At 72.7% G+C, this 21,602-nt stretch carries 21 protein-coding genes, 1 tRNA gene and 1 riboswitch; of the genes, 7 read left to right on the top strand and 15 right to left on the bottom strand.

Annotated features, from left to right (window positions below; genetic code table 11):
* The first annotated feature begins 23 nt into the window (after window positions 1–23).
* Window positions 24–1,199, top strand: coding sequence for an FAD-dependent oxidoreductase (locus tag K7I03_RS20865; protein WP_185944253.1), 1,176 nt, complete (start codon window positions 24–26; stop codon window positions 1,197–1,199).
* A gap of 27 nt (window positions 1,200–1,226) precedes the next feature.
* Here the strand turns inward: K7I03_RS20865 and K7I03_RS20860 are convergent, their stop codons facing one another.
* Window positions 1,227–2,726, bottom strand: a complete 1,500-nt coding sequence (locus K7I03_RS20860; protein WP_398857621.1) for a DUF445 domain-containing protein — start codon at window positions 2,724–2,726, stop codon at window positions 1,227–1,229.
* 513 nt (window positions 2,727–3,239) lie between these two features.
* On the opposite strand from K7I03_RS20860, the gene K7I03_RS20855 reads away from it, so the two are divergent.
* Window positions 3,240–4,571: an SGNH/GDSL hydrolase family protein gene (locus K7I03_RS20855; protein WP_185944252.1), complete on the top strand. Its 1,332-nt coding sequence runs from the start codon at window positions 3,240–3,242 to the stop codon at window positions 4,569–4,571.
* Window positions 4,572–4,750: 179 nt separating this feature from the next.
* Here K7I03_RS20855 and K7I03_RS20850 read toward each other — a convergent pair whose 3' ends face one another.
* The 4 genes from K7I03_RS20850 to K7I03_RS20835 are packed head-to-tail and all read right to left on the bottom strand — an operon-like array spanning window position 4,751 to window position 8,039.
* Entirely contained in the window at window positions 4,751–5,395 is a 645-nt protein-coding gene (locus tag K7I03_RS20850; protein ID WP_185944251.1) for a DUF1707 SHOCT-like domain-containing protein, read from the bottom strand.
* Between the two features lie 25 nt (window positions 5,396–5,420).
* Complete coding sequence (locus K7I03_RS20845; RefSeq protein ID WP_224347135.1) at window positions 5,421–6,419, bottom strand: ABC transporter ATP-binding protein; 999 nt, start codon at window positions 6,417–6,419, stop codon at window positions 5,421–5,423.
* Between the two features lie 2 nt (window positions 6,420–6,421).
* Window positions 6,422–7,234 carry an ABC transporter permease gene (locus K7I03_RS20840; RefSeq protein WP_185944249.1) on the bottom strand — a complete coding sequence of 271 codons (813 nt, stop codon included), beginning with the start codon at window positions 7,232–7,234 and terminating at the stop codon, window positions 6,422–6,424.
* Between the two features lie 4 nt (window positions 7,235–7,238).
* A complete protein-coding gene (locus K7I03_RS20835; RefSeq protein WP_185944248.1) occupies window positions 7,239–8,039 on the bottom strand; it encodes an ABC transporter permease in 801 nt (266 codons plus the stop codon).
* A 305-nt stretch (window positions 8,040–8,344) separates the two neighbouring features.
* On the opposite strand from K7I03_RS20835, the gene K7I03_RS20830 reads away from it, so the two are divergent.
* The gene (locus tag K7I03_RS20830) at window positions 8,345–10,621 is read left to right on the top strand and encodes a transglycosylase domain-containing protein (RefSeq protein WP_185944247.1); all 2,277 of its coding nucleotides are present in this window, start codon (window positions 8,345–8,347) and stop codon (window positions 10,619–10,621) included.
* Window positions 10,622–10,698: 77 nt separating this feature from the next.
* Here the strand turns inward: K7I03_RS20830 and K7I03_RS20825 are convergent, their stop codons facing one another.
* From K7I03_RS20825 to K7I03_RS20815, 3 genes are all read right to left on the bottom strand, one after another.
* Window positions 10,699–11,019 (bottom strand): DMT family transporter, encoded by a 321-nt coding sequence (locus K7I03_RS20825; RefSeq protein ID WP_185944246.1) that lies wholly within the window; start codon window positions 11,017–11,019, stop codon window positions 10,699–10,701.
* 31 nt (window positions 11,020–11,050) lie between these two features.
* A riboswitch (guanidine-III (ykkC-III) riboswitch) is annotated at window positions 11,051–11,115 on the bottom strand.
* A gap of 46 nt (window positions 11,116–11,161) precedes the next feature.
* Window positions 11,162–11,464, bottom strand: a complete 303-nt coding sequence (locus K7I03_RS20820) for a GroES family chaperonin (RefSeq protein ID WP_052393151.1) — start codon at window positions 11,462–11,464, stop codon at window positions 11,162–11,164.
* Between the two features lie 249 nt (window positions 11,465–11,713).
* Complete coding sequence (locus K7I03_RS20815) at window positions 11,714–12,040, bottom strand: DUF3618 domain-containing protein (RefSeq protein WP_185944245.1); 327 nt, start codon at window positions 12,038–12,040, stop codon at window positions 11,714–11,716.
* 170 nt (window positions 12,041–12,210) lie between these two features.
* Between K7I03_RS20815 and bcp the strand changes: the two genes are divergently transcribed.
* Window positions 12,211–12,678 carry a thioredoxin-dependent thiol peroxidase gene (bcp, locus tag K7I03_RS20810; RefSeq protein WP_185944244.1) on the top strand — a complete coding sequence of 156 codons (468 nt, stop codon included), beginning with the start codon at window positions 12,211–12,213 and terminating at the stop codon, window positions 12,676–12,678.
* 36 nt (window positions 12,679–12,714) lie between these two features.
* On the opposite strand, the gene K7I03_RS33855 is transcribed toward bcp, so the two are convergent.
* Window positions 12,715–13,989 (bottom strand): sensor histidine kinase, encoded by a 1,275-nt coding sequence (locus tag K7I03_RS33855; protein ID WP_185944243.1) that lies wholly within the window; start codon window positions 13,987–13,989, stop codon window positions 12,715–12,717.
* Window positions 13,989–14,525 (bottom strand): hypothetical protein, encoded by a 537-nt coding sequence (locus K7I03_RS20795; protein WP_185944242.1) that lies wholly within the window; start codon window positions 14,523–14,525, stop codon window positions 13,989–13,991. The genes K7I03_RS33855 and K7I03_RS20795 overlap by 1 nt, the downstream gene beginning before the upstream one ends.
* A 385-nt stretch (window positions 14,526–14,910) precedes the next feature.
* On the opposite strand from K7I03_RS20795, the gene K7I03_RS20790 reads away from it, so the two are divergent.
* A tRNA-Leu gene (locus K7I03_RS20790) sits at window positions 14,911–14,983 on the top strand.
* A gap of 86 nt (window positions 14,984–15,069) precedes the next feature.
* Here the strand turns inward: K7I03_RS20790 and rdgB are convergent.
* From rdgB to K7I03_RS20770, 4 genes are all read right to left on the bottom strand, one after another.
* Entirely contained in the window at window positions 15,070–15,672 is a 603-nt protein-coding gene (gene rdgB / locus K7I03_RS20785; RefSeq protein ID WP_185944241.1) for an RdgB/HAM1 family non-canonical purine NTP pyrophosphatase, read from the bottom strand.
* 90 nt (window positions 15,673–15,762) lie between these two features.
* Window positions 15,763–16,185: a hypothetical protein gene (locus tag K7I03_RS20780; protein WP_185944240.1), complete on the bottom strand. Its 423-nt coding sequence runs from the start codon at window positions 16,183–16,185 to the stop codon at window positions 15,763–15,765.
* A gap of 80 nt (window positions 16,186–16,265) precedes the next feature.
* Window positions 16,266–16,997 (bottom strand): ribonuclease PH, encoded by a 732-nt coding sequence (rph, locus tag K7I03_RS20775; protein WP_185944239.1) that lies wholly within the window; start codon window positions 16,995–16,997, stop codon window positions 16,266–16,268.
* A 98-nt stretch (window positions 16,998–17,095) separates the two neighbouring features.
* Window positions 17,096–17,425 (bottom strand): PTS glucose/sucrose transporter subunit IIB, encoded by a 330-nt coding sequence (locus K7I03_RS20770; protein WP_260630333.1) that lies wholly within the window; start codon window positions 17,423–17,425, stop codon window positions 17,096–17,098.
* 97 nt (window positions 17,426–17,522) lie between these two features.
* On the opposite strand from K7I03_RS20770, the gene K7I03_RS20765 reads away from it, so the two are divergent.
* Window positions 17,523–18,833, top strand: coding sequence for a PTS transporter subunit EIIC (locus tag K7I03_RS20765; RefSeq protein ID WP_185944238.1), 1,311 nt, complete (start codon window positions 17,523–17,525; stop codon window positions 18,831–18,833).
* A 216-nt stretch (window positions 18,834–19,049) separates the two neighbouring features.
* On the top strand, window positions 19,050–20,486 hold the full coding sequence (locus K7I03_RS20760; RefSeq protein ID WP_185944237.1) for a PTS transporter subunit EIIC: 1,437 nt from the start codon (window positions 19,050–19,052) through the stop codon (window positions 20,484–20,486).
* A 279-nt stretch (window positions 20,487–20,765) separates the two neighbouring features.
* On the opposite strand, the gene K7I03_RS20755 is transcribed toward K7I03_RS20760, so the two are convergent.
* Complete coding sequence (locus K7I03_RS20755) at window positions 20,766–21,518, bottom strand: MBL fold metallo-hydrolase (RefSeq protein WP_185944236.1); 753 nt, start codon at window positions 21,516–21,518, stop codon at window positions 20,766–20,768.
* Window positions 21,519–21,602: the final 84 nt, after the last annotated feature.

The raw sequence follows: 21,602 nt of genomic DNA, 5'->3' as shown, positions 1-21,602 counted from the left end.
CGATCACCAGCGAGGAGAAGCACATGCACAAGGCGCGCACCGCCCTGGTCATCGGCGGCGGCATCGCCGGGCCCGTGACGGCCCTGGCCCTGGCCGAGGCCGGTATACGGGCCACCGTCCACGAGGCCCGCCCGGCGCCCGCCGACGGCATCGGGGCGACGTTGACGATCGCTCCCAACGGGCTGGAGGCACTGCGGACCATCGGAGCGCACCGGGCCGTCGAGGCGGTCGGGCACCCGGTGCCCTCCGTCGCGCTGGAAGACGGCCGGGGCGGCCGGCTGTCCCGCTTCGACGGTTTCGCCGGGCTGCCGCCCACCCTGGCGATGCGCCGCGCGGACCTGTTCCGGGCGCTGTCCGACCACGCGGTGGCCCGCGGCGTCCCCGTCGTCCACGGCAGCCGGCTCGTCGGCGCCGAGCGGACGCCGCGCGGCGTCACCGCCTTCTTCGCGGACGGCGGCACCGCCGAGGCCGACGTGCTGATCGGCGCCGACGGCATCCGGTCCACCGTCCGCTCGCTCATCGACCCGGGCGCGCCCGGGCCCGAGTACGGCGGGGTGCTGGGCTTCGGCGGCGTCGTCGACGAGGAACCGAACGCCCCCGTCGAGCCGGGCGTGATGCACTTCGGCTTCGGACGGGTCTTCCTGGGGCACTGGCGGCTGCCCGACGGGCGCGTGTGCTGGTTTGCCGCGCTCCCCCGCACCGAGCCCCTCACCACCGCCGAGGTCGCCCGCGTCCCCGCCGCCGACTGGCTGGCCCGGCTGCGCGCGCTGTACGCGGGGCACGTGCCCGGCGAGGCACTGATCTCCCGGACGCGGCCGGAGGACCTGATGGCCACCGGTCCGATGGAGCGCATGCCGTCCGTGCCGCACTGGCACCGCGGCCCGATGGTGCTGGTCGGTGACGCCGTCCACGCGCCGTCCTCCAGCTCCGGGCAGGGCGCCTCCCTCGCCATCGAGAGCGCCCTCGAACTCGCCCGCTGCCTGCGGGACCTGCCCGTGCCCGACGCGTTCGCCGCCTACGAGCGGCTGCGCCGGCCCCGGGTGGAGGCCGTCGGCCGGGCCGCCGCCACGACGAACCGGGCCAAGGCCGGCACCGGCGGCAGCCCCGGCGCCGGCTCCTTCACCCTCCCCGACCCCGAGCAGATGTTCGGGCATCTGCACCGGTTCCGCGTCGACTGGGAGGCGGAAGTGCGGGCCTGAGGGCAGGAAGGGCTCCGCACCCGGGCCTCACGCCCCCAGCAGCCGCGACGCCGCGTAGATGAGCAGCCCCGCCAGCGCGCCCACCACCGTGCCGTTGATGCGGATGAACTGCAGGTCCCGCCCGATGTGCGCCTCGATCTTGCGGGACGTCTGCTCCGCGTCCCAGCCCGCCACGGTCTCCGTGATCAACGACGTGATCTCGTCCCGGTACGTCGTCACCACGTACACGGCCGCGTCCTCCAGCCAGCCGTCGACCTTGGCGCGCAGCCGTTCGTCGGCGGTCATCCGGGCGCCCAGGGAGAGGATCGCCGTGCGGGTGCGGAGCCGCAGTTCGCTGCGTTCGTCCTCGGCGGCGGCCACCACCATCGCCCGGACGGAGCTCCAGGCCGACGCGATCAGGTCCTGCACCTCGCTGCGGCCCAGGATCTCCGACTTCAGCCGCTCCACCCGCGCCCGGGTGTCCGGGTCGGACTGGAGGTCGTGCGCGAAGTCGGCGAGGAAGCGGTCGACCGCGCCGCGCGCCGGGTGCTCGGGCATGTCGCGCATCTCGGTGACGAAGCGCAGCAGCTCCTTGTAGACCCGCTCGCCGACCTTGCGGTCGACGAAGCGCGGCGTCCAGCCGGGCGCGCCGCCGGCGACGGCGTGCATCACCGAGTCCCCGTGCGCGACCAGCCAGTCGTGAGCGCGGGCGCAGACCAGGTCGACGGCCTTGTGATGGCCGCCGTCGGCGATGATCCGCTCCAGCATCCGGCCGACGCCCGGGGCGATCTCCTGGGCGTCCGCCCGCCGGGTGACGGCCTCGCCGACCACCGCCTGCACGTCCGCGTCGCGGAGAACGCGCAGGGCGCCGCGCAGGGCGGTGGACAGTTCGGCGGTCACCCGGTCGGCGTGTTCGGGGGCGGCGAGCCAGGCGGCGAGGCGGGAACCGATGCCGACGGCGCGCAGCCGGCGGCGGACGACGTCCCCCGAGAGGAAGTTCTCGCCGACGAACTCGCCGAGACTCTGTCCCAGCTGGTCCTTCTTGGTCGGGATGATCGCGGTGTGCGGGATCGGCAGACCCAGCGGGCGGCGGAACAGGGCGGTGACGGCGAACCAGTCGGCGAGCGCGCCCACCATGCCCGCCTCCGCCGCGGCGGCCACATAGCCCGCCCAGGGGCCCGCGCCCGAGGACTTCGCCCAGGTGGCGAGGGCGTAGACGAGGGCGACGCCGAGCAGCAGACCGGTCGCGAACGCCTTCATGCGGCGGACGCCGCGGCGCTTGCGCTCGTCGGCCTCGCTGTAGGTGAAGCCGACGGGTGGGGTGGGGGCGGGTGTCCCCGCGAACGGGGCCCCGTCTCGTGGCCTCGTCCCTCTCGACGAGGCTGGGGCTGCGCCCGGGGCAGGGGGTGGGGGTGGGCCCGGGGTCGGGGTTGGGGTCGCGCCCGAGGCAGGGGCCTCGCCTGGAGCCGGGGCCTCGCCTGTCGGTCCGCCCGCCCCCCGCGACGTCTCCGTCGGCCGGTCCGTTCCGAACCGGGGCTTTCCGGGCATCACTCCCTCGGAGGACCGCTCTTCGGGCGTCTTCCGGGACGTCTCCTCGGGTGTGTCTCCAGGCGCCTCCTTGGGGGCCTCCCCTGGGGCCCCCTCTGGGACCTCAGACGTCTCAGGGGCCTCCGAGGTCTCCCTCTCCACTCCTTCCCCCGTCGCCCCCGCACCGGACCGTGCGCCTTCGGACGGCTTCCCGCCGTCGTCGGCGCCCGCCGCCGCGTCCTCTTGGGACCGATTCATCCGTATCACCCGTCCGCGTTTCCTCGGAAGTTTCCCCGTCCCACTCGGGAAAGCTCTTTTCTCTCTACCCGCTCGACTCGGGGAACGGCCCGGTAGTTCCCACCGTCTGACACGTCGCGGCCGGTCCGCACCGGTGGTCCGGCCGCCCGGAGCTCCCGCGACCCGCGTGGGATCATGGACCCGGCGACCGGGCCGCGGCGGCACCCGCACGGGCGCCTTCCCCGACGGCCCGCCCGGATCCCGCTCCGTCCGCCCGCCGTTCAGGAGACTTCCCGCATGACCAGGCCCCCTCTGTCCCGCGGCGCCGCAGGTGCCCTGCTCGCCGTGCTGGTGGCCGTCGTCACCCTGGTCTCCACGGCGATCTTCCTGGGGACCGCGGGCGGCACCACGGGCGGCGGGGAACCACAGCGCCGGCGGCCGGACGCCGCGCCCGCCGCGGTGAGCGGCTGGACCGGATCCTGGGCCGCCGCGCCCGCCGCCGCGGACCCGCGGGCACCGGCCGGGCTCCCCGGGACAACCATCCGCAACGTGATCCACACCAGCGTCGGCGGCACCGGCGCCCGCATCCACCTCTCCAACCTCTTCGGCAACCGGCCGCTGCGCCTCACCCACGCCTCGCTCGCCGTCTCCGCCGGGCCGGGCACGGCCGCCGCGGTGCCCGGGACGATGCGACGGCTGTCGTTCGACGGCCGGGGCGCGGTGAACGTGCCCGCCGGCGGGGACGCCGTCAGCGACCCCGTGCCGCTCACCGTCGCCCCCTCGTCCGACCTGCTCGTCACCCTCTACGCGGCCGCGCCGTCCGGGCCGGTGACGCTGCATCCGCACGCCCGGCAGGTCTCGTGGCTCGCGCGCGGCGACCGGACGGAGGACACGGGCGGTGCCTCGTACACCGTCCGGACGCCCTACTGGCGGTACGTCACCGGGCTCGACGTCTGGGGGACGCAGGCGGCGGGCTCCGTCGTCGCCATCGGCGACTCCATCACCGACGGCGTCAACTCGACGATGAGTGCCAATCGGCGCTGGACCGATTTCCTGGCCGCGCGGCTGCGCACCGAGCCGGGCGCTCCGCGCTACGGCGTGCTCAATGAAGGCATCAGCGGCAACCGCATCCTGCTCAGCAACCGCGGCGGCCGGGAGCGGCCCAACAATCCCAGCGCGCTCGACCGGTTCGACCGGGACGTGCTCGGGCGGACGGGCGTCCGGGCCGTCGTCGTCGAGCTGGGGGTGAACGACATCCTGCGGCGGCCGCAGCAGCTCGACACCGGGCGCATCGTCGACGGGCTGCGGCGGCTGGTGGCGCGGGCCCACGCGCGGGGGCTGGTGGTCGTCGGGTCCACGCTGACGCCGTTCGGCGGGCATCTGGGGGTGGTTCCGGCGCGGCAGGAACCTGTGCGGCTGGCCGTCAACGCGGAGATTCGGGCGGGGCGGGTGTTCGACTCCGTGGTGGATTTCGATCGGGTGTTGCGGGATCCGGCCGCGCCGCAGCGGTTGCTGCCCGCTTATGACAGTGGGGATCGGCTGCATCCGAATGATCTGGGGTATCAGCGGATGGCCGAGGCTGTCGATCTCGGTGCGCTTGTCGGGCGGCCGGTGGATGCGGCGCTTTAGCCGCCCCGGGGGGCCGGAGGGGATTCCCCAGCCCCGCCCCTTCCCGTTTCTCGCAGGGGCTGCGCCCCCGCACCCCCCCGAGCGCACCTGCGGTGCGCGTCCTCAAACGCCGGACGGGCTGGAGGGGGCGAGGGTGGGCGGGTGAGCGCTCCGCGCGCTGCCCTCGAACGCCGGACCGGCTATTCGCCCTTTTCCAGGGACATCCTTGCCCGCTTTTCCCTGCGCTCCTTCCGCGTCACACCCACCCCGCCCCAGAACGCGAACCCCGTGATCCGCACGCGCGGCGAGCCCGGGGAGCCCGCGCCCGTGCCCTTCGTGTCGAAGCCGCCCATCAGGCCCAGGCCGTTGACCTGTACGTCCAGGTCCGGCGGGACGACGACCTCCATGCCGCCCATCACGGCGATGCAGCGGATCGTCACCTCGCGGCCCTCGAAGTGCGCCTGGCGCAGGTCGATCTGGCCGCCGCCCCAGAAGGTGAAGGCGGTGAAGCCGCGGGGCACGGTCCAGCGGCCGTGCCGGCGGAAGCCGCCCATGACGGCGATGGCGCCCTTGGAGGAGGGGGTTCCGCCGATGCGGCCCTCCCAGCTCTCGTCGGTGGCGGCGGGGGCCGCCGCGGCGGGGACGGCGAGTTCGGTCCCGGCGGCCGGCAGGTCGCGGACGAGGGGGGCGAGGTCGGCGTGGGTCCGGGCCTTGTAGGCCGCGTCCAGGCGGTCCCCGAACTCCTCCATGTCCAGCCGCCCCTCGGCGACGGCCGTACGCAGCGCCTCGGCGACGCGCTCGCGCTCGGCGTCGGAGGCACGCATCTCAGGACGTTCGCTTGTCATGACCACAGGGTAGGGCCTGACGGCGTCACAGACTCGGCCGATCGGCGTAGAGCCGGGCGATGACCTGCTCGATGTCCGGTTCGCGCACCGAGAGGTCGACCAAGGGGTAGCGCTCGGCCACGGCCGCCACGATGGGGGCGGCGCTGCGGGCCGCCGGGAAGGCCAGCCACTGGCGCGGGCCTTCCACCCGGTCGACGCGGGTGCCGGGCACGTCGTCGATCGGCGGCAGTTCGCGTTCGAGGTCGACGACGAGCATCCGTTCGCTCTCCCCCACGGTGTGCAGGCCGTCCAGTCCGCCGTCGTAGACCAGCCGGCCGTGGTCGATGACCATCACCCGGCCGCACAGCTGCTCGATGTCGGTCAGGTCGTGGGTGGTGAGCAGGACAGTGGTGCCGCGCTCCGCGTTGAGATCGCGGAGGAAGCCGCGCACTTTCGCCTTGCTGACCACGTCGAGGCCGATCGTCGGCTCGTCCAGGTAGAGCACGTCGGGGTCGTGCAGCAGGGCCGCCGCGATGTCGCCGCGCATCCGCTGGCCGAGGGAGAGCTGCCGGACGGGGACGTCGAGCAGGTCGCCCAGGTCGAGGAGGTCGACGCAGCGTTCCATGTTGGCGCGGTAACGGGCGTCGGGAATCCGGTACATGCGGCGCACCAGGCCGTACGAGTCGCGCAGCGGCAGGTCCCACCACAGGGTGGTGCGCTGCCCGAAGACGACGCCGATCCGGCGGGCCAGCCGGGTGCGGTCGCGGGCCGGGTCGATGCCGGCGACGCGCAGCCGGCCGCCGCTGGGCATCAGGATGCCGGTGAGCATCTTGATCGTCGTGGACTTGCCGGCGCCGTTGGGCCCGATGTAGCCGACGATCTCGCCGCGCGGCACCCGGAAGGAGAGGCCGTCGACGGCCCGGACCTCGCGGCGTTCGCGGCGCAGCAGGCCGGCGCGCCTGCGGACGTGGAAGACCTTCTCCACGCCGTCCAGTTCGATGAACGCCTCGTCGGACGCCTCATCGTGTTCTTCCCGCCCGCTCACTCTCAACTCCCTGTGCTCCGGTAGCTTCTCAGCCCCGCCCGCCACACCAGTCCCGTCAGCGCGAGCAGCGCCACCGCCACCAGCGGTCCGCAGAGCGACACCCACCCGGGCAGGTGCAACGGGTCGTCCCGGCCCAGCAGCCGCAGGACGGGCAGCCAGTTGACGAAGGCGAGCGGGACGACGAACGTCACCCCGCGCACCAGATCGCGGGCGAAGACCGTCGGCGGGTACTGGAGCAGCGTGACGCCGCCGTACGTGAAGGAGTTCGCCACCTCCGAGGCGTCGGACGCCCAGAACTGGAACGCCGCGCCGGCCAGGAACACGGCGCAGAAGATCGCCGCCCCGGCGACCACGGTCACCAGCAGGAACAGCGCCTTGAGCGGCGTCCACGCCACGTCGGCCGAGGCGACGCCCCAGCCCAGCACCGCCAGCCCCTGGCTCGTCCGGCCCAGCCGGCGCAGCGCGAAGCGGTCGGCGGCCACCTGGGCGAGGACGGGCACCGGGCGCACCAGCAGGGTGTCGAACGTGCCGTCGCGCACCCGCTGTCCCACGCGTTCCGCGTTGCCCAGGATCAGGTCGGCGAGGCCGAAGGAGGTACAGGTGGCGCCGTAGAGCAGCGCGACCTCGGGGAGGGTGAAGCCGCCCAGGGCGTCGATGTGCGAGAACATCAGCAGGATGGCGAGGAAGTCCAGGCCGCCCGCCACGCAGTTGCCGATCGTCATGAGGACGAACGACGCGCGGTACGTCATCGTCGAGCGCACCCACATCCCGGCGATCAGCAGGTACGCGCGGACGGCGTGCGCCCAGAGGGCCATGCGCTCAGCCACCCTGGACCACGGCCTTCCGGGTGGCCCGCCCCTGGGTCAGCCGGCCGAGGGCCAGCAGCACCGCGGCCCAGCCGGCCTGGAAGCCGAGCGCGCCCGCCAGGCCCGCCCCGGCGTACCGGCCGATCAGCACGTCCACCGGCACCTGGAGGACGGCCGACCACGGCAGGGCCTGGGCCACGTCGGCGAAGGCGCCGGGGAAGACGGTGAGCGGCAGCAGCGAGCCCGAGAAGAAGACGCACAGCAGTTGGCCGATCATGATGACGCCGTCGCCGTCGAGCAGCCAGAAGGCGCACAGCGCCAGCAGGAAGCGCAGCGCGAAGCCGATGACGACGGCCAGGGTGACGGCGCACAGGAACAGCAGCCAGCGCAATGGGTCCCGGGGGAGCGTGAGTTCGAAGCAGAGGGCGCCCGCCGTCAGGGGCACCACTCCGCGGCCCAGCAGCTGGAAGGCGGCCCGGCCCAGGTCGGCGGCGAGCCACCACAGCTGGAGGTCGGCGGGCCGGTAGAGGTCGATCGCGATGTCGCCGTTGCGGATGCGCGCCTGCAACTCCTGCTCGAATCCGCCGCCGAGCAGTGAGACGGCCGCCAGCAGGGCCTGGCCGACCCAGACGAAGGTGAGGGCCTGCCCCCGGTCGTAGCCGCCCAGGTGCGGGCGCTCGTCCCAGAGGGCGATGAAGGTGTAGGCGAGGATGAATCCGAAGACCGTATTGGTGAACACCCCGGCCGCGGTGGCCATCCGGTACGTGGCGTGGCGCCGGAAGCCGCTCACCGCGACGGCGGCGTACAGCCGCATCCCACGTCCCCTCGTCTCGTTGAACCTTGTCAGTCCGCCGACCGGCAGGGCCGAACCCGAAGCGCAGGAGCGTAGCCGTACCCCTCAGTCCCGTGCCAGGGATTATTCACCCCTCGGAGTGGTCGCCCGCCGCCGAACGGACCTGACCGCGCCGTACGGGGGCGCTGGATCCCCCCGGCCGGGACCGGTGGTGCGACAGTGCTTCCGGGAAGCACGGCAGCGCTGCCGGGTCGTGCGGCACCGCCTGACCGACACCGTCCGCCGTGGCCGCAACCCCGGCGGCGGGCCGAGGAGTTCCGGGAAAGATGAGCGACGAGCAGTCACAGCACCGCACCCGTGCCAGGGGTGACGACCCGCCGGGCTGGGCGCCGAGAGGCGACGCCGCCCGCCCCCGCAAGCGCACCGGCTGGCGACGGCTGTTGCCCACGTGGCGCATGGTGCTCGGCGGGTTCCTGCTGGTCGTCCTCCTCCTCGCGGGCGGTCTGATCGCCGGGTACACGCTGGTCGACATCCCGGCCGCCAACAAGGCGGCGACCGCGGAGAGCAACGTCTTCCTCTACGCGGACGGCAGCCAGCTCGCCCGCGACGGGGAGGTCAACCGGGAGAGCGTCCCGCTCAGCCGCATCCCCAAGGCCGTCCAGCACGCGGTGCTCGCCGCCGAGGACCGCGACTTCTACGGGGAGTCCGCGGTCAACCCCGAGGCGATGGTCCGCGCGGCGTGGAACACGGTCACCGGCAAGGGCAAGCAGTCGGGCTCCACGATCACCCAGCAGTACGTGAAGAACTACTACCTGGGCCAGGAGCAGACCATCAGCCGCAAGGTGAAGGAGTTCTTCATCGCCATCAAGCTGGACCGCGAGTCCGGCAAGGACGACATCCTGGAGGGCTACCTCAACACCAGCTACTTCGGGCGCAACGCCTACGGCATCCAGGCCGCCGCCCAGGCGTACTACGGCAAGGACTCCGACAAGCTGGACGTCGCCCAGGGCGCCTACCTCGCCACCCTGCTCAACGCGCCCAGCGCCTACGACGTCGGCGCCCACCCCGAGAACAAGCCTAGGGCCGTGGCCCGCTGGAACTACGTCCTCGACGGCATGGTCAAGAAGAAGTGGCTGACCCGCGAGCAGCGGGCCGCGGTGAAGTTCCCGGCGCCGGGCAAGAGCAAGCCGCGGCTCGGCATGTCCGGCCAGCGCGGCTACCTCGTGGAGGCGGTCAAGGACTACCTCACCGGCAACAAGATCGTCGACGAGCAGACGCTGGCCGCCGGCGGCTACCGCATCACCACCACCATCGACCGCAAGAAGCAGAAGGCGTTCGCCGACGCGGTGCAGTCCGAGCTGATGGACGAGCTCAGCGACTCCCGCAAGACCGACTCCTACGTCCGCGCGGGCGGCGCCTCCATCGACCCGCGCACGGGCCGGATCGTCGCCCTCTACGGCGGCATCGACTACACCCGGCAGTACGTCAACAACGCCACCCGCCGCGACTACCAGGTCGGCTCCACCTTCAAGCCGTTCGTCTTCACCTCGGCCGTGCAGAACGGCTCCAGCACACAGCAGGGCCGGCCCATCACCCCGTACACGGTGTACGACGGCACCAACAAGCGGCCGGTGCAGGGGCCCGACGGGCCCGTCGGCTACGCCCCCGCCAACGAGGACGACCGCAGCTACGGCCCGATCACCGTCACCAAGGCCACCGACCTGTCGGTGAACGCCGTCTACGCGCAGATGGCCGAGGACGTCGGCCCGTCGAAGGTGAAGGCGACCGCCGTCTCCCTCGGCGTCCCCGAGAAGACGCCCGACCTGACCGCCTCCCCCTCCATCGCGCTCGGCCCGGCCACCGCCAGCGTCCTGGACATGGCGCAGGCGTACGCCACCCTCGCCAACCACGGGCGGCACGGCCCGTACACGCTGGTGGAGAAGGCCACCAAGGGCGGCGAGAGCCTCCACCTGCCCGACCGGCAGGAACGGAAGCAGACCGTCCCCCGGGAGGCCGCCGACACCACCACCTCCGTCCTGCGGAGCGTGGTCGAGAGCCCGGGCGGGACGGGCGCCGCCGCGCGCGCCTCCGGGCGGCCGGCGGCCGGAAAGACGGGCACCGCGGAGGAGGACAAGGCCGCCTGGTTCGCGGGGTACACCCCCGACCTGGCCACCGTCGTCGCCGTCATGGGCCAGGACTCCGAGAGCGGCGAGCAGAAGCCGCTGTACGGCGCCACCGGGCTGCCCCGCATCAACGGCGGCGGCTACCCGGCGCAGATCTGGGCCGCGTACACCGCCGACGCGCTGGAGGGCACCCCCGCCCGGGACTTCGACCTGGAGATCCAGCAGGGCGCCGAGAGCCCGCCCCCGGAGCCGCCCGCCACCTCCGCGCCCCCGCCGTCCTCCAGTCCGCCTCCGCCCACCTCCGCACCCCCGCGCAGGCCCACGACGACCGCGCCCCCGTCACGGCCGGTACGCCCCTCGTTCCCCACGCAGCCGCCGGAGCCGACCGGGCCGCCCTCGCTGCCGATCATCACGCTTGGGCCCAACCCGGGACGCGAGGCGCGGACGGGCGACCACGATCTGCTGGGGTACGACTACTGATACGCCTACTGAGCCGTCGCGGTGCCGCGATGCCCCGGTCCCGGGAGGGCCGGGGCATCGCCCGTTCGCGGGGGAGCTCAGTGTCCCGACGTCATCTTGAGGCCGATCACGGCCACCAGCAGCAGGGCGACGAAGGAGATCCGGGCCGCGCCGGCCGGCTCGCCCAGCACCGTCATGCCGAGCACGGCGGCGCCCGCCGCGCCGATGCCGACCCAAACGCCGTAGGCCGTGCCGATGGGCAGCGTCCGGGCGGCCCGCGACAGCAGCAGCATGCTGGCCACGATCCCCGCGACGGTGAAGACGCTCGGCCAGAGCCGGGTGAAGCCGTCGGTGTACTTCATGCCGACGGACCAGCCGACCTCCAGCAGGCCGGCGACGACGAGCAGGATCCATGCCATGACGGCACCTCCGTGGAATCGCTTCTCCAGGGGTGCGTCGTCTTGTCCTGGCCCGGTACGGCGCGTCTCGTCGGGGTCCTTCCGACGGTAGCAAACGGCCGGCCCGCAGGAAGTCCCGCTACAGGTCCCGCTGACGGTCCCGCTACAGGTACAGCCCGGTGGAGTCCTCTGCCCCCTCCAGCCGCTCCGCCGCCACCGCGTGCAGGTCGCGCTCGCGCATCAGGACGTAGGCCACGCCGCGGACCTCGACCTCGGCGCGGTCCTCGGGGTCGTAGAGCACCCGGTCGCCGGGCTCCACCGTGCGCACGCTCTGCCCGACGGCCACGACCTCCGCCCAGGCCAGCCGGCGGCCCACCGCCGCCGTCGCGGGGATGACGATGCCGCCGCTGGAGCGGCGCTCGCCCTCGGGGATGTCGGTCCGGACCAGCACGCGGTCGTGGAGCATCCGGATGGGCAGCTTGTCGTGGGTCGTGTTCGTACGCACGCCATGACGGTACCCGGCCGGGCGGGCCCGTGAGACCGGAGCGGGACCACAACGGGAGAGGCCGGGACCCGGGTTCCGGGCCGGACGGCCGGTCCGCCACGCGCCGCGTCCCGCCCGTCACGCGCCGCGACCGGCGGGCGCCGTACGGGACCGCGCGCGGACGGCCGCCGTACGGACCCGTTGGTCGCCGCCTGTGACGGGCGGGGAACGCTACTTCTTGTCCTTGCCGCGGCGCGACGACGCCGTCAGCAGTCCGAGCACGCCGACGGCCAGCATGGCCGCCGGAACGATCCGCTCCAGACGCGGCACGCCCTCGTCCGTCACGAACTGCGCCCGCACGTCCGAGACCACCCGGTTCGCGATCGCACAGGCCCGCCCGAGGGTGTGGTCCACCTTCGAGGCCGCCTTCGCCTTCGCGTCGCCGATGATCGTGCTGGGGTGCATCCGCACACCGATCTCGTCGAGCGTCACGGCGAGCTCACCGCGCCTGCGGGCGATGTCCGCCTCGATCTGCGCAGGGGTCCTGGCTTCCGGCACCGCGCTGCCTCCGTAGTCTCATAAGAGTGATGACGAGTGATGACAACAGTCTGTCAGTTCGCTCGGCGCCCCGCCCCATGGCACCCCCGGTGGGCCCGCTCCGTGGTCGTCAGGGGTCGTAGGCTCGGTCCCCGGCAGACCCGCCCACCGCCCCGAAGCACAGGAGAACCATGAGCGAGCGACTCCAGCCCGGCGACACCGCCCCCGCCTTCACCCTGCCCGACGCCGACGGCCGGCCCGTCTCCCTCGCCGACCACAAGGGCCGCAAGGTCATCGTCTACTTCTACCCCGCCGCCCTGACCCCCGGCTGCACCAAGCAGGCGTGCGACTTCACGGACAACCTGGAGTTCCTCGCGGGCCACGGCTACGACGTCATCGGCGTCTCGCCCGACAAGCCGGAGAAGCTCGCGAAGTTCCGCGAGAAGGAGGAGCTGCGGGTCACCCTCGTCGGCGACCCCGACAAGGAGGTGCTGGAGGCGTACGGCGCCTTCGGCGAGAAGAAGCTCTACGGCAAGACCCTGACCGGCGTGATCCGCTCCACCGTGATCGTCGACGAGGAGGGGAAGGTCGAGCGCGCGCTGTACAACGTCAAGGCCACCGGCCACGTCGCGAAGATCATCAAGGACCTGGGGCTCTGAGGGTCCCGGGGCTCTGAGGGCCGGCCCCTGAGGCGCTCACCGCCCGTACGCCCCCTCCCCGCGCAGCACGGGACGGTCCTCCGGCTCGTCCTCGGCCTCCGGCAGGTCGAGGACGGCCTGGGCGCCGCCGCCCTCCGCCGAGCCGAACTCCAGCCGGGCGCCCAGCACCGCCGCCTGGCCCACGGCGATCGTCAGGCCCAGCCCGTGCCCGGTGCCCCGCTCCGGGGCGGCCGTACGGAACCGCCGCGGCCCCTGGCTGACCAGCTCCGGCGGGTAGCCGCCGCCGTGGTCCCGGACCACGATCCGGGTGCCCTCCACCCGCACCTCGATCGGCGGCTTCCCGTGCTTGGCCGCGTTGGCCAGGATGTTCACCAGGATCCGCTCCACCCGGCGGGCGTCCGTCGCCACGATGCGGCCCTCACCGACCACCTCGACCGCCACGTCGTCCACCCCGCGCTGGCCCCGCGCCCGCTTCACCACACCGCGGACCAGCGACGGCAGCTCCACCGCGTCCAGTTGGGCGCTCTCCACCCCCGCGTCCAGCCGGGAGACCTCCAGCAGGTCCTCCACCAGCGCCCGCAGCGTCTGCGCCCGCTCCTGCACCATCTCCACGGCACGCGGGTGCGGCAGCAGCTCGGCCGACGCCACCAGGCCGGCGACCGGCGTGCGCAGCTCGTGCGCCACGTCGGCCGTGAACTCGCGCTCCGCCTCCACCCGGGCCGCCAGCGCCGTCGCCATCGCCCGCACCGAGCGCTCCAGCTCCGCCACCTCGTCCCGGCCCGCGGGCCCGGTCCCGCCCGTCACGGGTGCCTCACCCGCCGCGATCCGGCGCGCCTCGGCCGCGCTCGTCCGCAGCCGCCGGGACAGCCCCTGCGCCACGAACCAGCCCACCACCGCCATCAGCACCACGGTCACCGCGCCCGCCAGCAACAGCGCCCAGTCCAGGGCGCGCTGGAACGCGTCCCGCTTCGGGAAGGACGCCGAGACCGACAGCACCTTGCCGGAGCCCACGCCCGTCGCCGCCCACACCCGGGGATCCTCGCCGCCGCTGATGTACGTCCCCGAGCGCCCCTTCGCCACCGCCTTGGCCAGCGGCGCCGGCAGCGCGGCGTCGTCGAGCTGGGCGTTCAGCGTCACCTGGCCCTCCCGCTGGTAGAGCTGGAGGGCGGAGCTCAGCAGCCGGTCCTGCTGGGCCCGCGCCTGGCGGTCCCGCTCCAGCCCGGAGACGTGGTGCACGGCCACGCCGAGCAGGACGACCGCCAGCGCGGTGACGGAGGAGATCGCCAGCGCGATCCGGCCACGGATGCCCATCACGTGATCGAGTACGTCTCGGTCGTCTTCCCGGCCGGGGTGAGACCCGTGTAGACGACCTCCACCGAGGTGAACGCCAGCATCCCGTCGACCTTCCGCGGCCGGGACAGCGTCAGCCGCGCCGGGAACGAGGTGCGTGCCGAGCCGTTCGCGCCGCTGGAGACCAGCACCACGCCGTCGCCCTCGGCCTTGTCCGTGGCGTACGTGTCCCACTCGATGTCGCTCGCCACCGCGCCGCCGTTGGCGCAGCTCAGGGTGATGATCTTCGGCTCCAGCAGCAGCTCGCCGTACCCACAGTCGCGGACGCCCGGCAGCTCCTGGGCGGCGCCGAACTGGGCCGAGGCCGACGCCCGGTCCCGCTGATCCTGCTGCTCCTTCTTGGCCCGCGCCGTCTGCGGCGCGTCGGACACGGCGTTCGCCCGGTCCGCCCCCTGCCCCAGCCAGACGCCGCCAAGGGCCAGTACCGCCACCGCGCCGGATATCCCCAGGAGGGTGCGCGCGCGGACCCGCCGACGGGGCACGGCACGGTCGGTCATCGGACTCTCTTCCTCGGTCGGGCGGTCGGGCGGTCGGGGGGTCGGAGGCGGCCGCGCCGGAACAGCCGGAAACGGCGGGAGCGGCCGGGTGGCGGGCGGCCGGTCCGCGGCGCGGCGGGCCCGTCTCTCCCCCGGTGTGAGGGACGGGTAAATCGGGGGCCGCGTTCCCTTTCCGGGGCGACCGGTTCACGCGGGGACGTGGGCGTGTGACGCGCCGCACGCGCGTACGACGCGTCGGAGGCGAAACGTTCCGCGGCACACGCGGGACCGGGCGCCGCCGACGCTCCGTCACCGGGCCCCGAGACGGGCCCCGGACGGTTCCCGGACGTGGCCGGACTCTCCTCTCCCGCGCGCGGCCGGGCCCAGTACAGTAGGCACGGCACCGGCGCCCGTACGCCAAGGGCTGAGCGGCGATCTTTAGGTGGTCGTGTTTGTCGGTTCGAATCCGACCGGGCGCACCCAGGCCGACGGCCCGGCCCGCAGTCGACTGCGGGCCGGGCCGTCGGCACGTCCGGGAGGGTTACGGGCGGGTGAGTTACGGGCGTCAGCCCAGCAGCTCCCGCACCACCGGCACCAGCGCGCGGAAGGCCTGGCCGCGGTGGCTGATGGCGTTCTTCTCCTCGGCGGTCAGCTCGGCACAGGTGCGGGTCTCGCCGTCGGGCTGGAGGATCGGGTCGTAGCCGAAGCCGCCGCTGCCGGCGGGCTCGGTGCGGAGCGTGCCGCGCAGCCGTCCCTCGACCACCCGCTCGGTGCCATCCGGCAGGGCCAGCGCGGCGGCGCAGGCGAAGTGCGCGGCGCGGTGCGGGGCGGCGATGTCGGAGAGCTGGGCGAGGAGGAGGTCCAGGTTGGCCTTGTCGTCGCCGTGCCGGCCCGCCCAGCGGGCCGAGAAGATGCCGGGGGCGCCGTTCAGGACGTCCACGCAGAGGCCGGAGTCGTCGGCCACGGCGGGCAGTCCGGTGGCCCGGGCCAGGGCGTGCGCCTTGAGGAGGGCGTTCTCGGCGAAGGTGACGCCGGTCTCCTTGACGTCGGGGATCTCGGGGTAGGCGTCGGCGCCCACGAGTTCGACGTCGAGGCCGGAACCGGTGAGGATCGAGCGCAGTTCGGTGACCTTGTGGGCGTTGCGGGTGGCGAGGATCAGGCGCTTCATGGGGCCCGATTATTCACGCCGGACGCGGTACGTCCCGTTCCGCCCTCGGCCGCCGGGCGGCGTCGGCCCCGCCGCGCACCGGGGGCGGCGTCAGCCCTTGGTGCACGCCGTGGTCAGCGAACCGGCCGCCTTGGTGAGGGCGCTGACGTCGGGGCGCTCGCCGTCGCCGACGCTGTCCTGGATGTCGTCCACGGCCGCGGTGACCTCGCCGATGGCGTCCTTGACCGGGGACGCGCCGTCGCTGTCGGTGTCGGCCCCGGTCCTGCGGGTCAGTTCGCCGAGATCCCGGTTGATCTTGTCGATGAACTCCTGGCCGCTCTGCGGGTCCTTGGAGTCGTCGGCGATGGTCCGCCGCAGGTCCTGGACGTCGCGCTGGACGTCCTTGGCGAGGGCGCCGCAGTCCGCCGCCGCCCGCGCCTGGGAGCAGGCGGTCACGGCGGGCAGCGCGAGGGCGGCCGCGGCGAGGGCCGCGACGGCGGTGGTGCGGCGCGGACGGTGGTGGCGCGAGGCCATGCGACGGTTCCCCTCCGGTGGGCGTGCAGCCCGGTGGTCACGGGGGCACGGACCCCTCGCCGCACCCCCCAGCATGGTAGCTACATCGTCTGCTCGAGGGCGGCGCGCTGGGCGGCGTCGAGGTCGGCGCAGCCCTTGACGGCGAGGTCGAGGAGGGCGTCGAGCTCGGCGCGGTCGAAGGGCTGGGCCTCGGCGGTGCCCTGGACCTCGACGAAGCGGCCGTCGCCGGTGCAGACGACGTTCATGTCGGTCTCGGCGCGGACGTCCTCCTCGTAACGGAGGTCGAGCAGCGGGACGCCGTCGACGATGCCGACGCTGATCGCGGAAACCGTGCCGGTGAGGGGGTGGCGCCCGTGCTTGACCAGCTTCTTCCGCTGGGCCCAGGCGACGGCGTCGGCCAGCGCGACGTAGGCGCCGGTGATGGCGGCGGTGCGGGTGCCGCCGTCGGCCTGGAGGACGTCGCAGTCGAGGACGATGGTGTTCTCGCCGAGCGCCTTGTAGTCGATGACGGCGCGCAGGGAGCGGCCGATGAGGCGGGAGATCTCGTGGGTGCGCCCGCCGATCTTGCCGCGGACGGACTCGCGGTCGCCGCGGGTGTTGGTGGCGCGGGGCAGCATCGCGTACTCGGCGGTGACCCACCCCTCGCCGCTGCCCTTGCGCCAGCGGGGGACGCCCTCGGTGACGCTGGCGGTGCAGAGGACCTTGGTGTCGCCGAAGGAGACGAGGACGGAGCCCTCGGCGTGCTTGCTCCAGCCACGCTGAATGGTCACGGGGCGGAGCTGGTCGGGTGTGCGGCCGTCGATGCGAGACATGGTGATGAGCCTATCGGGATCACGAAGGGCCCTGTTCCGGTTCGTGCGCGATCGCGCGTCACTGACCGGAACAGGGCCCTTCGCGGGAGCTCAGCGGCTCACATCATGTCTTCGATCTCCGCGGCGATCGGGTCCGCGTCGGTGCCGATGACGACCTGGATGGCGGTGCCCATCTTCACGACGCCGTGCGCGCCGGCGGCCTTGAGGGCGGCCTCGTCGACCAGCTCGGGGTCGTTGACCTCGGTGCGGAGACGGGTGATGCAGCCCTCGATCTCCTCGATGTTGTCGAGCCCGCCGAGACCGGCGACGATCTTCTCTGCCTTGCTGGCCATGTGCACTCCTGTTGTCTCGGCCCTCGGCGGTACCGCCGACCGGCTTTCCCACGGTAAACCACGTTCAGAGCAACTATGCGGGCGTATGTCCGTCATCTGGCGAAGGATGGCGGCCACCGGGCCCCGCGTTCCGGAGGACCGAAAACGTACCCCAAGTGGTCTACACCAGTATGCCAGCCCCGGGAGGACGCAGATGAGTGCGGAGGCCGCGAGCCCGCCCCGGCGCAAGCGGTGGCAGGGCCTGCTGGGCGGACTGCAGAAGATGGGCCGCAGCCTCCAGCTGCCGATCGCGGTGCTCCCGGCCGCCGGCATCCTCAACCGGCTGGGCCAGCCCGACGTCTTCGGCGCCGACGGCCTGGGCTGGACGGACGTCGCCAAGGTCTTCGCCGGGGCGGGCGGCGCGCTGCTCGACTCGGCGCTCGGACTCCCGCTGCTGTTCTGCGTCGGCGTCGCCATCGGCATGGCGAAGAAGGCGGACGGCTCGACGGCGCTGGCGGCGGTCGTGGCCTTCCTCGTCTACTTCTCCGTCCTGCACCAGTTCCCCGAGGACTGCCCGCAGACGGCGAAGTTCGCGGGGGCGGGGCTGTGGAGCGGCGTCTGCGTCTCGGGGTCGGGGGCGGCGACCCTCGCCGGCTACCAGAACCCCGGGGTCTTCGGCGGCATCGTGATCGGCCTGCTGAGCGCCTGGTTCTGGGTCCGCTTCCACCGGGTGCGGCTGGTGGACTGGCTGGGCTTCTTCAACGGGCGGCGGCTGGTCCCGATCATGATGTCCTTCGTCGCGCTGCTCTTCGCCGTGGTCTGCCTGTGGGTCTGGCCGCCGGTCGGCCACGCCCTGACGAGCTTCAGCCAGTGGCTGTCGGACCTGGGCGAGACGGGCTCGGGCGTCTTCGGGGTGGCGAACCGGGCGCTGCTGGTGGTGGGGCTGCACCAGTTCCTGAACACCTTCATGTGGTTCCAGTTCGGCGACTTCACCAAGCCGGACGGGACGGTGGTGCACGGCGACATCAACCGCTTCCTGGCCGGCGACCCGTCGGCCGGCCAGTTCACCACCGGCTTCTTCCCCATCATGATGTTCGCCCTGCCGGCGGCGGCCCTGGCGATCACCCACACGGCCCGGCCGGAGAACCGGAAGATGGTCGGCGGCATGATGCTGTCGGTGGCCCTGACGTCGTTCGTGACGGGCGTGACGGAGCCCATCGAGTACTCGTTCCTCTTCATCGCGCCCCTGCTGTACGCGGTACATGCGCTGCTCACGGGCGTCTCGATGGCCGTGTCGTGGGCGTTCGGCGTGCACGACGGCTTCAGCTTCTCGGCCGGGCTGATCGACTACGTGATCAACTGGGGGCTGGCGACCAGGCCGTGGCTGATCATCCCGATCGGCTTCGGGTTCGCCGTCGTCTATTACGCGGTGTTCCGCTTCGCGATCACCCGGTTCGACCTGCCCACGCCGGGGCGGGAGCCGGAGGAGGTCTCCCGGGAGATGGAACGGGAGAAGACGGAGTAAAAGGGCCGAACGGCACCACTCGAAGCGTGATTCGCCCCACAGGCCCCGTGTGTCGCACCCCACGGCCGTTGACGGATTCCTTTATGCCCGCTTCACGTGCTACAACAGGTCTAAACCACTGAGTGGTGTAGACCAGAAATTCAGCGTTTTTCAGCGGGCACATCCAGAGGGCCGTCGCCCCGATCTCCGAGCGCCCGCCTCACCTGGAGGAATCCGATGAGTACGGCTAGCGCCTCAGCGGCCGATAAAAAGGGCTTCGGCAAAAGCGCGATGGCTGTGGCCCAGCGTATCGGCCGCAGCCTCATGCTGCCGGTCGCGGTGCTGCCCGCAGCGGCGCTGATGGTCCGCCTGGGCCAGGACGACATGCTGGGCAAGGCGTCGTTCCCGCATTTCCTGAACAAGATCGCCCAGTTCCTGTCGGCCGGTGGCGGCGCGATCCTCGACAACATGGCGCTGCTGTTCGCCGTCGGTGTCGCCATCGGGTTCGCCAAGAAGTCGGACGGCTCGACCGCGCTGGCCGCCGTCGCCGGCTACCTGGTCTTCCAGAAGGTGCTCGGCACCTTCACCGACAGCAGCCTCCCCAAGAAGGAGGCGGTGGTCGACCACAAGGTCGCCCTGGTCGAGCAGACCGTCGACGCCAAGGTGCTCGGCGGCATCGTGATGGGTCTCGTCGTCGCGCTGCTCTACCAGCGCTTCTACCGGACCAAGCTGCCGGACTGGGCGGGCTTCTTCGGCGGCCGCCGCCTGGTGCCGATCCTGTCGTCCTTCGCGGGCCTGCTCATCGGCATCGTCTTCGGCTACATCTGGCCGGTCCTCGGCACGGGTCTGCACAACTTCGGTGAGTGGCTGGTCGGTTCCGGCGCCGTCGGCGCGGGCATCTTCGGTGTCGCCAACCGCAGTCTGATCCCGATCGGCATGCACCATCTGCTCAACTCCTTCCCGTGGTTCCAGGCCGGCTCCTTCGACGGCCCCAAGGGCACCGTCAACGGCGACATCGCCCGCTTCCTCGCCAAGGACCCGTCCGCGGGCCAGTTCATGACCGGCTTCTTCCCGATCATGATGTTCGCCCTGCCGGCCGCCTGCCTGGCGATCGTGCACTGCGCCCGCCCGGAGAACCGCAAGGTCGTCGGCGGCATGATGGGTTCGCTCGCGCTCACCGCGTTCGTCACCGGTGTCACCGAGCCGATCGAGTTCACGTTCATGTTCGTCGCCCCGGTGCTGTACGCGATCCACGCGGTGCTGACCGGTGTCTCCATGGCGCTGACCTGGGCGCTCGGCATGAAGGACGGCTTCGGGTTCTCCGCGGGCGCGGTGGACTTCGTCCTCAACTGGGGCATCGCCAGCAAGCCGTGGGCGCTGATCCTGGTGGGTCTCGGCTTCGCGGCGATCTACTACTTCGTCTTCCGGTTCGCGATCACCAAGTTCAACTTGATGACGCCGGGGCGTGAGGTGGATCCGGAGTTCGCGGAGGCGACTGCGCAGGGGGAGGCGAAGGCTGAGGCGAAGCCGGTGGCGGCTAAGGCCGCAGCGAAGGCCGACGCCAAGCCGGCTGCGGCGAAGTCGGCTGCCGCCAAGCCGGGTGCCGCCAAGGGCGGGGCGAAGAAGACGCCTGCTCAGGGGAAGCGGAAGCCTGCGGCCAAGGCCAAGCGCTGATCTCTACTTGAGCTCTGCCGAGCCCCCCGGGACCGTGGTCGGTCCCGGGGGTTTCGCTTTGCCCCTGTCCCGCCCTTTCACCGTTTCCTGCGGGGGTGAACCCCCGCGCCCCCGAAACCGCGCTGCGCGCGGTTGTCCTCAAACGCCGGACGGGCTGATTGGTCAGCCCGTCCGGCGTTTGAGGACGAGCGGCGGAGCCGCGACAAGGGGGTCTGGGGCGCAGCCCCAGGAAGCGGCGAAGGTGGGGGTACCCCCCTCTGGGGGAGGGTCCGGGGCACCCTAAACCTCGTACACCGCCCCCGCGTGGGCCAGCTCCGCGGGCCCGTCGTACAGCGACCGCGCGTCGCGCAGGTTGCGCAGTGGGTCCGTCCACGGCGGGATGTGGGTGAGGACGAGGCGCCCGGCGCGGGCGGAGGCGGCGAGGTGGCCGGCCTCCAGGCCGTTGAGGTGGAGGTCGGGGATGTCCTCCTTGCCGTGGGTGAAGGAGGCTTCGCAGAGCAGCAGGTCGGCGTCCTTGGCGAGGGAGTTGAGGGCCTCGCAGGGGCCGGTGTCGCCGGAGTAGACGAGGGCGGAGCCGCCGTGTTCCACCCGGAAGGCGAACGCCTCGACGGGGTGGTTGACGCGGTCGGTGAAGACGGTGAAGGGGCCGACGGAGAAGCTGCCGGGTTCGAGGGTGCGGAAGTCGAAGACCTCGCGCATGCAGGCGGGGTCCGGTACGTCGCCGTAGGCGGCGAGCAGCCGCTGTTCGGTGCCCTCCGGTCCGTACACGGGGATGGCGCCGGCCCGGCCGCCGTCGTGCCGGTAGTAGCGGGCGACGAAGTAGCCGCACATGTCGATGCAGTGGTCGGGGTGGAGGTGGGACAGCAGTACCGCGTCGAGGTCGTAGAGGCCGATGTGGCGCTGGAGCTCGCCCAGGGCGCCGTTGCCCATGTCGAGGAGCAGCCGGTAGCCGTCGGCTTCCACCAGATAGCTAGAACAGGCGGATTCCGTGGACGGGAACGAGCCCGCGCATCCGACGACGGTGAGCTTCATGCGGGCCTGAACCTCCGTGGGCCGGTGACGGGGGGCCGGTGACCGTGCGGTGCGTCCGAGGGTAAGGCGGGAACCGGGCGGCCG

Origin of the sequence: Streptomyces mobaraensis (genome assembly GCF_020099395.1) — a bacterium.
Classification (GTDB): domain Bacteria; phylum Actinomycetota; class Actinomycetes; order Streptomycetales; family Streptomycetaceae; genus Streptomyces.
The sequence above is the reverse complement of the archived record's forward strand: the minus strand, read 5'-3'. Positions and strand labels throughout refer to the sequence as shown.